Origin of the sequence: Nonomuraea sp. NPDC050680 (assembly GCF_040654555.1) — a bacterium.
GTDB lineage: Bacteria > Actinomycetota > Actinomycetes > Streptosporangiales > Streptosporangiaceae > Nonomuraea.
Map to the genome: position 1 here is coordinate 137379 of NZ_JBFAIF010000018.1, position 12122 is coordinate 149500.

General features: G+C 67.6%; 12 protein-coding genes and 1 riboswitch. Of the genes, 4 read left to right on the forward strand and 8 right to left on the reverse strand.

From position 1 onward, the window contains the following. Nucleotides 1-454: 454 nt before the first annotated feature. Together AB0H88_RS40100 and AB0H88_RS40105 are read right to left on the reverse strand one after the other, a co-directional pair. Nucleotides 455-1339 carry a LysR family transcriptional regulator gene (locus tag AB0H88_RS40100; protein ID WP_357653804.1) on the reverse strand — a complete coding sequence of 295 codons (885 nt, stop codon included), beginning with the start codon at nt 1337-1339 and terminating at the stop codon, nt 455-457. Then, nucleotides 1336-2031 carry a hypothetical protein gene (locus AB0H88_RS40105; protein ID WP_357653805.1) on the reverse strand — a complete coding sequence of 232 codons (696 nt, stop codon included), beginning with the start codon at nt 2029-2031 and terminating at the stop codon, nt 1336-1338. The genes AB0H88_RS40100 and AB0H88_RS40105 overlap by 4 nt, the downstream gene beginning before the upstream one ends. Before the next feature lie 71 nt (nt 2032-2102). On the opposite strand from AB0H88_RS40105, the gene AB0H88_RS40110 reads away from it, so the two are divergent. Next, nucleotides 2103-2411 carry a hypothetical protein gene (locus tag AB0H88_RS40110; RefSeq protein ID WP_357653806.1) on the forward strand — a complete coding sequence of 103 codons (309 nt, stop codon included), beginning with the start codon at nt 2103-2105 and terminating at the stop codon, nt 2409-2411. Nucleotides 2412-2845: 434 nt separating this feature from the next. Here AB0H88_RS40110 and AB0H88_RS40115 read toward each other — a convergent pair whose 3' ends face one another. Continuing rightward, nucleotides 2846-3001 carry a transposase gene (locus AB0H88_RS40115; RefSeq protein ID WP_357653807.1) on the reverse strand — a complete coding sequence of 52 codons (156 nt, stop codon included), beginning with the start codon at nt 2999-3001 and terminating at the stop codon, nt 2846-2848. A gap of 147 nt (nt 3002-3148) precedes the next feature. Between AB0H88_RS40115 and AB0H88_RS40120 the strand changes: the two genes are divergently transcribed. After that, on the forward strand, nt 3149-3757 hold the full coding sequence (locus AB0H88_RS40120) for a TetR family transcriptional regulator (protein WP_357653808.1): 609 nt from the start codon (nt 3149-3151) through the stop codon (nt 3755-3757). A 34-nt stretch (nt 3758-3791) separates the two neighbouring features. Here AB0H88_RS40120 and AB0H88_RS40125 read toward each other — a convergent pair whose 3' ends face one another. Beyond that, a complete protein-coding gene (locus tag AB0H88_RS40125) occupies nt 3792-4382 on the reverse strand; it encodes a hypothetical protein (protein ID WP_357653838.1) in 591 nt (196 codons plus the stop codon). Between the two features lie 520 nt (nt 4383-4902). Further along, complete coding sequence (locus AB0H88_RS40130; protein WP_357653809.1) at nt 4903-5703, reverse strand: SDR family NAD(P)-dependent oxidoreductase; 801 nt, start codon at nt 5701-5703, stop codon at nt 4903-4905. Between the two features lie 383 nt (nt 5704-6086). Here AB0H88_RS40130 and AB0H88_RS40135 point away from each other — a divergent pair, with 383 nt between their 5' ends. Beyond that, nucleotides 6087-6308, forward strand: coding sequence for a hypothetical protein (locus AB0H88_RS40135; protein ID WP_357653810.1), 222 nt, complete (start codon nt 6087-6089; stop codon nt 6306-6308). A 457-nt stretch (nt 6309-6765) separates the two neighbouring features. After that, nucleotides 6766-6850, forward strand: a riboswitch (ZMP/ZTP riboswitch). A 34-nt stretch (nt 6851-6884) separates the two neighbouring features. Then, on the forward strand, nt 6885-8042 hold the full coding sequence (locus AB0H88_RS40140; protein WP_357653811.1) for a phosphoribosylaminoimidazolecarboxamide formyltransferase: 1158 nt from the start codon (nt 6885-6887) through the stop codon (nt 8040-8042). A 760-nt stretch (nt 8043-8802) separates the two neighbouring features. Here AB0H88_RS40140 and AB0H88_RS40145 read toward each other — a convergent pair. From AB0H88_RS40145 to AB0H88_RS40155, 3 genes are all read right to left on the reverse strand, one after another. After that, nucleotides 8803-10089, reverse strand: coding sequence for an FtsX-like permease family protein (locus AB0H88_RS40145; protein ID WP_357653812.1), 1287 nt, complete (start codon nt 10087-10089; stop codon nt 8803-8805). A gap of 23 nt (nt 10090-10112) precedes the next feature. Further along, nucleotides 10113-10838 (reverse strand): ABC transporter ATP-binding protein, encoded by a 726-nt coding sequence (locus tag AB0H88_RS40150; protein WP_357653813.1) that lies wholly within the window; start codon nt 10836-10838, stop codon nt 10113-10115. Between the two features lie 563 nt (nt 10839-11401). Next, nucleotides 11402-11629, reverse strand: coding sequence for a hypothetical protein (locus AB0H88_RS40155; RefSeq protein ID WP_357653814.1), 228 nt, complete (start codon nt 11627-11629; stop codon nt 11402-11404). Between the last annotated feature and the right edge of the window lie 493 nt (nt 11630-12122).

Sequence of the window (12122 nt, forward strand, 5' to 3'; positions counted from 1 at the left end):
GTAAGGACGGCCTCCCGCCAAACCTGTGAATCCAACCCGCGCACTGCAACCCGCCTCACCTAATGGGACACCGCACAATGCCCGGCCCTCTGCGGCGACGACGTACCAGACCTCGAACGCGCTGTCGGTGAGGTGCAACGGACATCAAGCCCCAGCAGTCACTCAACCTTCGGTGAGACACCGTAGCCGTCATCAACCTTCGATGACAATGCTCAGTTTTCGCTGCGACAGGACACGAAACGACAAGATCCCGCCCGATCGCGATGATCAGAGGGGATCCCGTCAACTTCAGTCCAGCCGTCTTAAGAACGGCCCCTGGTGGGATGTTCACGAGTCGTGTTGTCCAGCAAGAAGAAGACCTGCTTGAAGATCGCTTCCCGGACATCGAATGATCGTTTCCCGCACCGGTCCGATGTTGTAGGGCTTTGTGGAGCCTGACCGACCGCCCGTGAGTTCACGGGGACGCCGCATGGCGGGCGATGGCCAGTTCGGCGAAGGCGGTGGCTGTGGGGAGCGGGTCCGCGGGCAAGGCGAGGAGGATGATCCGCTCGGCGGCGGGCTCCAGCGGGATCGCGTGCACGCCGGCGTGGTGGGCGGGCAGCGACAGTTCGGGGACGATGCTCAGCCCGAGCCCTTCGGCGACCATGGCGAGGATGCTGTTGGTATCGCGCACTCGGTAGTGACACTTCAGGCTCGCACCAGCCGCCCGCGCGATCGCCGTGATCAGCGGCTCGCACCCGCCCGTGGACATGATGAAAGGGTGCCGCGCCAGCTCGGCCACCGGCAACGAATGGCGGACGCTCAACTCGTGCCCGCTGGGCAGGACGGCCAGCATGCGGTCGGCGGCGAGCCGCCGCGCCACCGACCCGGCGGGAAGCGGGGCCTCGTCGACCGCAGCCGACACGGTGGCGATGTCCGCCGCCCCGGTCTCGAGCCACTCCAGGACCTCGTTGTCCGAGCCCTCCATCACCGTGAGCCGCACCCGCGGATGCGCTTCGGCGAACCGGCGCAGGATGGGCGGCAGCAGCCGGGCGTTGGCGCTGGGGATGACGCCGACGCGTAGGCTGCCGCGCTCCTGCCCGCGGATCGCGGCCACCTCCTGCTCCAGCGCCTCCGCCTGGGTGAGGATGAGCGTGGCGCGGCGGCACACGGCCCGCCCCGCCGCTGTCAAGCTCACCCCCTGGTTGCCTCGTACCAGCAGCGCCACCCCGAGCTCGCTCTCCAGCGCGCGCAACGCGTGACTGACGGCGGACTGGGTGGTGGCCAGTTCCTCCGCGGCCCTGGTCATGTTGCCGGTTCGCGCGACCGCCTGCAGGATCCTGAGCTGGGTGAACGTCATAGCGCCGCACGCAGCAGGTCGACCACCAAGGGGTGTGGTGCCTCGGGACGCGAGCGGGCCTGCGGCACGAACAGCGTGGCCACGTAGTACGGGTGCCCGGGGATCTCCAGCACCCGGGCCTCGCCATCGCCGTCCACGCCAGTGACCAGGAAGCCGCCGTCGTGCAGGATTCCCTGTCGGCCGGGGTCGAGGCCGAAATTGCAGTAGTACTCCTCCTCGACCTCGGTCCGCCCATACAACGTGGCCACCCGGGAACCGGAAACCAGGGTCACGGGCATGGTCTTGCCCGCCAGCGAGCAGGTCAGCTCCGACACGAACAGGGTCGAGGCGTACGGGTCGTATTCGGCGTGCTGGGCGTCCTCATAGCCGAGCACGTGGCGGGCGTATTCGATGACCATGTGCTGGCAGCCGCCGCACGTTCCCAGGGTGGGGACGCCGTGCTCGCGGCCGTGCCGGAGCGCGGCCAGAGCGCCGAGCAGGCTGCGGTACGGGCTGCCGGGCGCGCACCACAACACGTCGGCGGCCTTGACCTCGGCCAGATTGGACTCGAGCGGTTCGGTGGCGAGCCAGCGGACGTCCACCCCGATGCCGAGGTGCGCGGCGGCGTGGCGCAGCGCGTCGTCGGTGGCCAGGTGCGGAGGAAACGCGGGGTCGCGGTCGCCAATGACCGCGACGCGCAGGGATCGGTCCATGGCCTTCACTATGCGACGGCCCGGTCATGAGCGCCAATGTTGGACCACGCTCCCGCCATGAGCGATCACTCATGTCAGATCAGTTTGCGCAGGTCGGCGGCGGTGAGCAAGTACGCCGGGGCGACGACGGCGGCATCCGCGGTCAGGAGTTCGACCTGCACCCGCTGATCTCGGCGCTGGGCGGCGGGCCGGTGGACATCTTCGCCAGCAGCGGCACCAGCTCCGGAAGAGCTCTCTGCAGGCGGACTGAAGGAGGCTCTCACCGGGCTCGACGCCCCCGCCGGACAGGATCAGAGCAGCTCCGGCACGGGATGACCAGGGACGACGATGTTGCCATCGTTGCGGACCTGCATCATGAGAAGCCGGTCATCGTGATCTAACAACACGACGCGAGCACCTTGCCGGGTCTTCATCTGGTTGCTCCTTGTCCTGTTCGGCGCTTGGGGTCGCGACAGGGTTCAAGATCGTGCCAGCTCCTGCGCTCCGACGAGCGATCCCAGCAGAGCGCAGCGACCGCACGTCGCTCACGGGCCGGAGCAGGCCACCACCCGCCCCATAACCGGCAATTCAGATCACCTTGTCGCAGCGCCCAGCCCGGAGCCGGCATCGCCATGCCCAGCGACGCGAACGTGGACCTCGACCAGCGGCTTGACACCACCCGGGCCTTCCCGGACACCTGCTCCGCAGCTCCCCAAACCAGGACGAACCCGATTCGGAAACTCCCGAAACGACGTGCCCGCCCCGGGACGCGGCCAGGCCGCCGCGGCGGCGAAGCGAGGCGGAGGTGGCTGCAGCTGCTGTTGTTCGTCGGTGCTCACGGCATCTCACCCTGCCGGAGGCACCCCGGCCCGGCAGAACCCACGCAAGGGTTGATTCCCAGGTCCCGCGCGACGGACTTGCCGGTCTCCTTGACGATGCGCACCGCACCCGCTCGGAACTCCGGATCAAACCGGCGCCTCTTGCTTGCCACGACCCGACCTTCTCTCAGGTTCGGGTCTCCACGCTATGAGGGGAAGCCCACCTCCGTCTGACCTGGAAGGACCGAAGCTTGCTTCGCGAAACTGTCTAGCCCGTATACCGTCTACCGGTGTAGACAAAGAGGGCTACGCTGGGGCCCATGAGCGACACAGAGCCTGGCCGTCGGCGGGATGCCGCAGGGACGCGTGAGGAGATCCTCGGGGCGGCGGTCGTCGAGTTCACCGAGCACGGGTACGCACGGGCCGGTGTCCGGCAGATCGCTGAGCGGGCGGGCGTGACGGCGATGATGATCAACCGGTACTTCGGATCGAAGGAAGGTCTGTTCGCCGAGGCGGTGGATCGCTCCTTCGGTCTGCCGACAGTGGTCGCTCAGGGGCCGGACGGACTGGCGAGCGCCGTCGCGCGCTCGCTCGCCGAGCGCACGGGACCCGAGGCCGAGCGTCTGGACCCGTTCCTGCTGATGCTGCGGTCGGCGTCGGATCCGGTTGCCGGCCCTATCGTCCGCCGGGGGATCGAGGCGCACGTCGGCGCACGGTTCGCACAGCTGATCGGGGGTTCGGAAGCCGACGTCCGGGCGCAGCTCGGGTTGGCGTTGGTGTCCGGGATCTGGTTGTTGCGCGCTGTCGTCGGCACCGGCGCGCTGGTAGCGGTCGACAACGAGCGTCTCGCCGATCTGCTGGCCCGGATGCTCGATCCGATCACCCGCGAGTCTGACGTCGAGCCGGACGCTGAGCACCGGAGCGACTGATCGCGGCCGTTGCCAGGTGCTCGGCCCGCGGGGTTCACGGGCGAAGCGGCCGGGTGTCCTCCGGCCAGGTCATGGGCGGGCGCGGCCGGCAGGTCGGGGGGATCTGGGTCGGGACGTCGGTGTCTGCGAAGAGGGGGTAGTCGATGTATCCCTCGCGTCCTTGCGTGTAGTAGGTCGCCGGATCGGGCCGGGTGATCGACCAACCCTGCTGGTAGCGCCGCACCAGGTCCGGGTTGGCGAGGAACGCCCGGCCGAAGGAGGCCAGATCCATGACGCCCTCCGACAGATGCTGCGCCGCGCTTGTACTGGACAGTCCCCCGCCGGCCACGATCGTCCCGTCGAACAGTCGCCGCGCCATGCCGAGCAGGTTCCAGCCCACCGGGCGCAGGGACAGATGCAGGTAGCCCACGCCCCGCCTTGAGAGCTCCGGCACCAAGTGGCGGCAGGTGAGAACGGGGTCGTTGTCATGGACGTCAGCGAGACGCTGCCCCGGATGCAGACGGACGCCTATCCGGTCGGCGCCCCACAGAGGAGCGAGCGCATCGACGAGGGCCAGCAGGAACCGGCTCCGGCCCTCAACCCCGCCGCCGAACTCGTCTGTGCGCCGGTTCACGTTCGTCGCCAGGAACTACGCCGGGAGATATCCGTTACCGGCGTGGATCTCCACGCCGTCGATCCCCGCGGAGAGCGCGTGCGCCCGCAGTCCGGTACTCCGCCACCACACCGTGCACCTCGCTGTTGCTCAACGCGCGAGGGCGTGGATACGGGCGGGCGGGCTGCGGGCAGCCCCGCGCATACAGCCCGTCGGAAGCCGGCCGGACCGCCGAGGGGTGACAGGGTCGGCCTGACCGGGCAGCAGGAGCGGGTCCGAGAGCCGGCCGCAGTGCATGAGCTGACAGAAGACACGACAGCCCTCCCCAGCTCGAACGGCTCGAAGAGCTCGTCAATGTCGGTACTCATCCCCCACCTACCTCTCTTGCGGTGTTCACTCGTCCCGCTCGCCCCTCCCCGCGCTCCGGCATGCTCAGGCCTGATTCGACGCTCGTGAGAAGGGCTGTCCAGCAGGTCGGACAGCCTCCTCACTGCGCGGCCAGCCGGGTCGTTACGGGTTCCGAGGCACCGCCGTGGCGTCCTGGGCGATCAGCTCAGAACGCGGAGCGGATGAGACCGCCGTCCACGCGGATGGTCGCTCCGCTGACGTACTCGGCGTAATTGCTGCAGAGGTAGGCCACCGCTGCCGCGATCTCGTCGGGCTTGCCGAAGCGGCCGTGATCGTTGGGGATGAGCTCCTCGACCGCGTTGGGCTGGATCTCCTCCCAGGTCTCGCCCCAGCCGCGGGCGGGCGCGATCCTCGTCACGAACTCCTTTGTCGCCTCGACCAGGATCGCGCCAGGTGATACGACGTTCGAGGTGACACCGGTGTTCCTGAGCTCGCGTGCCAGCGACACCGCCAGGTTGTGCCGGGCCGCCAGGGTGGCGTTGTACTGCGGGTGGGTGTTCATCGGCTGCAGGGCGAGGCCGCCACCGATCGTGATGACCCGGCCCCAGCCACGCTCGCGCATCCCCGGCACCAGGTGCTTGATCATTCGCACACCGGAGACGACGTTGACGTTGTAGGTCTCGTTCCACTCCTCCGGGCTCGCGTCGCTCCACGACACGTGGCGGTAGAAGCCGGCGTTGTTGACGAGGATGTCGATGGGGCCGTCGACCGTGGCCGCCCGGGCCACTTCAGCGGCGCCCTCGTCGGTGGCGAGGTCTCCCAGTACCGTGGTGGCGCTGCCCCCGGCCTGCCGAATCGCCTCCGCGACGTCCTCGGTACGCCTCTTGTCTCGCCCATGCACCACGACCGCGGCGCCTTCCGCGGCCAGAAGCTTCGCCGTGGCCTCGCCGAGTCCCGCGCTGGAACCGGTGACGAGAGCACGCTTTCCGATGAGATCGAGTTTCATTCCTTGCCTCCGTCTAAGGTGCTGATGCGCGTCTGCGATGCGGAGAAAGACCAGTTCACCACAGGTATACGCTTGTAGACTACGGTTAACTATACGCTTGTAGACCAGCACGTCAAAACGCCGGCCATCGAGCGAGTGCGACCTGAGCGGACGGTTGCCTTCTCGAAGGGAAGGCGCAGCCGACCAGGGTCGGTTTGAGGGCATCGGTGTGGGCGGGCGCTTCCCGCTGAAAGCGACCGGACGCCGGTGGCACGGCAGGGGGCGGGCGAATCGGGCGACGGAAGGAGAGTGCGCGCACCCACCCGTAACACCCAAGCGCAGTCCCGTTGTCAGCCTGGCTGGTCCGACGCCGCGGCAGCCGACCACCTGTCATCACCGACGACATGCTCCAGCGCCGCGTAGGCGGCGAGTCCGTCGAGACGATTCAGCCCGACCTGATCATTCCCATCGGCAGATGGAAGGGGCAGAGCCCCAGCGTCGCCAGCATCTACCGGGCGCTTGCCGAGCACGAGAAGCGGCAGGCGCACCCCGAAGCCGTCACCCAGGCCCACGCGGGCTTCGTCCAATTTCAGGCGGTCAACAACATCCCCAGCTCACGTACATGATCAATCTCAGCGCGACTTCCTGTACCTCAACTACTCACACCCGCTGACCGCTGTTCTGCAGGGTGACGGCGGCGTCGAAGGGAGGCCGTCCACCAGCACCTGCACATTCACCGCGCGGGCGCGCTTGGCGTTCAGGGTTCCCGACAACTCCACCCCGACGCCCAAGGACGAATACGACTGCAATGTCCGGCCGCGGGCCCTTCTCCTTCGGTGACCTGCCCGCGCCTCAACCGTACCCACCCCACCCCGCCGACCTCTCCCGCGGCGGTGGATCTGGCCAACGCCCGCCAGCGCGCCGCCCACATGGCAGCCAAACCCACGATGACCTGAAGACCGCTTCCCAGTCTTGCGGTGATCGTTTCCCGGTACGGGAGTCGGTCGGCTCGTCGGATATGCGACCCTCTGCACTTGTTTGCTCTGGCGGCTCCAACTGGTCCGAACGTGTGTGGTTAAGATCGTGTCTGGCCGCGACTGGCGAGGGTGGACAACCACCGGGGAGCGGCCGCATTCTCGCGTGAGCGTCGACCGCCTGGGCGCCTGCGTCAGTGATGTCCAACTGACACAGGAGGTCGTGACGTGGACCTGCGTTACGGAATGAATCCGCAGCAGCGATCGGCCGTTGCCGTACCGCTGAGCCCTGGCCGTTGGCCGGTTAAGGTGCTGCACGGCAGCCCGTCCTACATCAACATGCTCGACGCGCTGAACGGCTGGCAATTGGTGAGCGAGGCAAGTGAGGCCTTGAACAGGCCGGCGGCTGCGTCTTTCAAGCACGTATCGCCCGCCGGAGCGGCTGTTGCCGGGCCCGTGGACGAGGTCACCGCCGAGCTCAATGGCGTCGACCGGGCCGCTGTCGGAGCGCTCACGAGTGCCTACCTGCGGGCCCGCGACGCGGATCCCAAATCCTCCTACGGCGACTTCGTCGCGGTCTCGCAGCCGGTCGATGTCGAACTCGCCGAGTTGCTGACCCGGCTGGTCTGCGATGGCGTCATCGCCCCCGGGTACGATCCGGGCACCGTGGCGGTGCTCGGCAAGAAGAAGGGTGGCCGGTTCCTGGTCATGGAAGCGGACCCGGTCTACGTCCCGCCGCGGCAGGAGGCGCGGGAAGTGTTCGGGGTGCGGCTGACCCAGGAGCGCGATGAGGTTGTGCTCTCGACCGCGCTTCTGGACGACGTCGTGTGCGGAACGCTACCGGCCACGGCGGCCGAGGACCTGCTGTTGGGCTTGATCGTTCTGCGCTACACCCAGTCCAACTCCGTGTGTTATCTGCGTGGTGGCGCCACGTTGGGTATCGGTGCCGGTCAGCAGTCGCGTGTGGATTGCACCCGCTTGGCTGGCGCAAAGGTCGATACCTGGTGGCTGCGGCGCCATCCGATGGTGCGTGCGCTCGCTTTCCGGCCCGATGTCCGGCTTCAGGATCGGATCAACTGGCAGATCCGCTTCATCGAGGGTGACCTGACCGCGGATGAGAAGCTGCGCCTGTCGGGGGCGCTGTCCTCACCGCTGGGTGAGCTGACGGACGAGCAGCGCGCCACATGGCTCGCGACCCTTGACGAGGTGGCGTTCGTCTCCGACGGCGCCCTGCCCTTCCGCGACAACGTCGACCACGCCTCCCGCCACGGCGTCCGCTACATCGCTGAGCCGGGTGGTTCGATCCGGTCTGCGGAGGTGCACGACGCCTGCCGGGAGCGCCAGATCGCGCTCGCCCGCACCGGCGTTCGACTGTTCCACCATTGACGATGCATGGCCTGAAGGATCTTTAAGCCTCGTAGCGACTGTCAGTGCTTTGCCGTTTACAGCGTGGAGTTATTGGCTGCATGGCGTGAATGCGGCAGGCGGGTACGGCTGCTTCTCCTGTGGGAGGCGATGGCAGATGTCACTGTTGGAACGCGTGGCCCAGGCCGAGATGGCTGCGCGACGGCAGGCCGAGGGCTTGCGGAGGCAGCTGGCCACGGTCGAGGAACGACTGCAGCGCCTGGCCATCACGCGTGGCGCCACGCCCACCAGCCCCAAGACGAGCCCGTCACACCCGCCGACACCCCGCAGACTCCAGCCGAGCCCTTCGACGGCGCTCCACCCGCAGGCCAGAGCAGACCACCACCCACCCCATAAGCCGCAAAACCCGCCACCCCGTCGCAGCGCCTCGCTCACCGTCGGCTTCGCCATGCCCAACGGCCGGATCTCGCTCCCCCACCAGCGGCCTGACACCACCCGGGCCTTCCCAGACACCCGCTCCGCGGTTCCCAAACCAGGACGAACCCGATTCGGAAACCCCTGAAACGACGAGATCCCGCCCGATCGCGATGATCAGACGGGATCCCGTCAACTTCAGTCCAGCCGTTTCAAGAACGGCCCCCTGGGGTTCACCAATGGGCCTGGCCTGGGATGGAGGAGAGGCAAAGAAGATCGCTTCCCGGGATTGATGTGATCGCTTCCCGGACGCGGCTTCCACCTGCCTCATCCGCAGCCGTCCCAGCACGGCGTCAGGTCTGCGAAGTCAATCGGGCAGAAGGGCCCCGCGCCGTGCCCGGCGCGTGGCGGCCAGTCCTCCGGCCAAGCTGCTAACGGTGCAGACCAGCACCAGCCCGACGTACTGTGGCAGGGAATAGGCGAACCACGGCTCGCCGGTTGCGGCCTTGCCGAGCGTGGTGAGCGAGGCGGCAGCGATGCTCGTTCCGAGCAGCGTCCCGACACCTGTCACGATCAACGTCTCCCAGCACACTGCTCTCGCGAGCTGCCGCGGCTTGGTCCCCACCGTACGCAGCAACCGGATCTCTCCGGTCCGCTCGGCCATCGTCATGGCCGTCGCATTGAGCACCGAGATCACGGTGTAAACAACCGCCGACCCCACCAGCATCGGGGCAACCCACACCGCCGGACCTGTACGGGTAACACCCGCCGCCGCATCGGTGGTCGCTACGGCGAACAAAAATGTGCACGCCAGCGCCACGGTCAACATCACCGGAGACGCCGCCGACATCGCCCGGCGCGGCTGGGTGACCAGCGAGGACCTGGCCAGCATCCCAGCGCCCGGGTCGAGCCGGGCCGCCACGGCTCCGAGCAGCCACCCCATCCCCCGCAGCGCGACGGGGCCCAGCGCAGATGCGGCCACGCACAGTACCATCGTCGCCCCCAGCGCGGTCGGTGCCGCGTCCTTAGGCTTGACCTGCGGCACGAGCCACAGCAGCACGGTGCCGCCGGCCAGCGCCGCCGCTCCGGTGACGGCCCTGGTCCAGGGCAGCAGCCGCCGCTGCGCCGCGCTGTCCCGTAGCACCTCCAGCGGGCCCACACCTACAGCTTTGCGCGCCGCGATCCGGGCCGCCAGCAACGTCACCGCCAGCCCGACCACCAGCGCCACGATGAATGGCCCCGCCGTCACTTTCACCGGTACGCCTCCGGGTGCCAGTCCGGTCATCCGCATGAACGCCGCCATCATCACGGCGTACGGCACGGCCAGCACGCAGCCCGCCGCGCTCGCCAGCATGGCGACCACGAGCGCCTCCGCCGTGATGAGGCGGCTCACCTGCCGCGGTGTCATGCCGACCGACCGCAGCAGCGCCCAATTCCTGCGCTGCCGCAGCACGTGCAGGCTCAACATGCCCGCGACCACGAAGACCGACACGAACCCCGACACCACGGCCGACAACACCAGCAACCCCATGACGCCGTTCGACTCGTCACGGGTGGCCGCGCCGGCGACCACCAGGCCGCTACCACCCACCAGCATCACGGCCAAAACCACCGCCGTGAACGAAGCGGCGAAGCCCATCCGATTGGTTCGCACGTTGTTCCAAGCCAGCACGAGTGTCACCGGCGGCCGCCCAGCCGCATGCCGATCGCGTCGGCCGAGGGCCTGTCCAGGACGTCGACGATCTGCCCGTCGGTCAGGAACAGCACGCTGTCCGCCCGCGCCGCCGCCTCCGGATCGTGCGTGACCATGACCACCGTCTGGCCGAACGCGTCGACCGCCTCCCGCAGCAGCGTCAGCACCTCGCCCCCGGTGCTGCGGTCCAGCGCCCCCGTCGGCTCGTCGGCGAACAGCACCTCCGGCCTGCCGAGCAGGGCGCGAGCGATCGCCACCCGCTGCTGCTGGCCACCGGACAACTGCGCCGGGCGATGCCCCTCCCGCCCGGCCAGCCCGACCCGATGCAGCAACTCTCGCACGCGTGACGCGTCGGGCCGCCGCCTGGCCAGCCTGCTGGGCAGGATCACGTTCTGCCAGGCGGTCAGCGACGGTACCAGGTTGAACGCCTGGAAGATGACTCCGACCTGGTCGCGGCGCAGCACCGCTAGTTCCTTCTCCCTCAAGCGGGTGATGTCCTGCCCGGCGATGCGGACCACGCCCGAATCCGGCCGGTCCAGCCCCGAGGCACACTGCAGCAGCGTGCTCTTCCCCGACCCCGACGGGCCCATCACGGCGGTGAAACTGCCGCGTGGGAAGCCGACGCTGACCTGCCGGAGCGCGGTTACCTCGGTTGCACCCTTTCCATATGTCCTGGTCACTTCCTCAAGGAGAACCGCGTGATCATTCATGATCAGCAGCGTGCCAGAACGCGCGCACCCTAGCCATCCGGTATCTCCCCGATCGATCCCTTAGCCTGGCCGCACGCCTCCAGGGAGTCTGGGCACCACGACAATCAAGGGCGAGCAGGCGCCCAACGGCCGGATCTCGGTCCTCCGCCAGCGGCCTGACACCACCCGGGCCTTCCCGGACACCTGCTCCGCGACTCCCAAACCAGGACGAACCCGATTCGGAAACCTTCGAAACGACAAGATCCCGCCTGATCGTGATGATCAGACGGGATCCCGTCAACTTCAGTCCAGCCGTTTCAAGAACGGCCCCTGGTGGAGATGAGGGGATTCGAACCCCTGACCCCTTCGATGCGAAGCATTCGAGTTGATCGCTCCACCTTGCGTATTGCCAGGTCAAACGTCTGTTCATGTGCATCGTAGTGTGCCGCCGGGTCACTCTGGGCACCCTTGGTGTCACTCACTTTGTCACTTGGCCGCTTACCGGCAGCGACTTCTGATCGCTTTGGTGTGAAGCATCCGAGGGGATCGATTGAGCACATGTGTTGCCTGGCCAGGCAACCGCACTATTTCGTCACACGCATCACTTTATAGATGGCGAGGCGCGGATTGGACGAGCAATAGTACTTCTTTTTCCCGATAGTGAGCGCGTTCATAAGCTTGGCGGCTTTGTAGCACGCCGTACTAGAGGGGTAGTACTTCACGAAAGTATCTGCGCTGGCCGGGGCTGCGTTGACCGTCAGCGTCAAACACGTCGCCGCTGCCAGCATGGCAACCGTAACGAATCGCTTCACAAAACGCCTTCCCTTGAAGTTGATACTAGAGGCTAGTTCAACGATGGCCGAATAAATGTCGAGTGAACACCCGACAATCACCGGATAGCATCCTGGATGTCCTGCCAAGGTTGTGGATGTAACCATAGAGTGCGGCGGTATATTTCTGGTATGTCGTGGATACGTTGGCGACGGCTTACGAAGGATGCGCATGTTCCCGCCAGCATCACCCTTGGCCTGCCCGTCTGCCGTCGTCCCATCCGTAGGGGTAGCGAGCCAGCCGCGGGGCTGCCCCCGGTCGCGCGCCCGGCGCCCAGGGCCGTGATGGAGCGAAGGCGGCCCCGCGGCTGGTCTGCTAGGGCTTGCCCTGGGACGGCGGCAGGCGGGCAGGCTTCCACGCCAACCCACTCAGACGGGAAGGGAACGATCTTGGCTGCCCGGAGCCGGAGCGCCCCCGCCGGAGGCAGGCAGTAAGGCCGGCACCGTGACCGCGCACGCGTGCGCTTACCAGGTC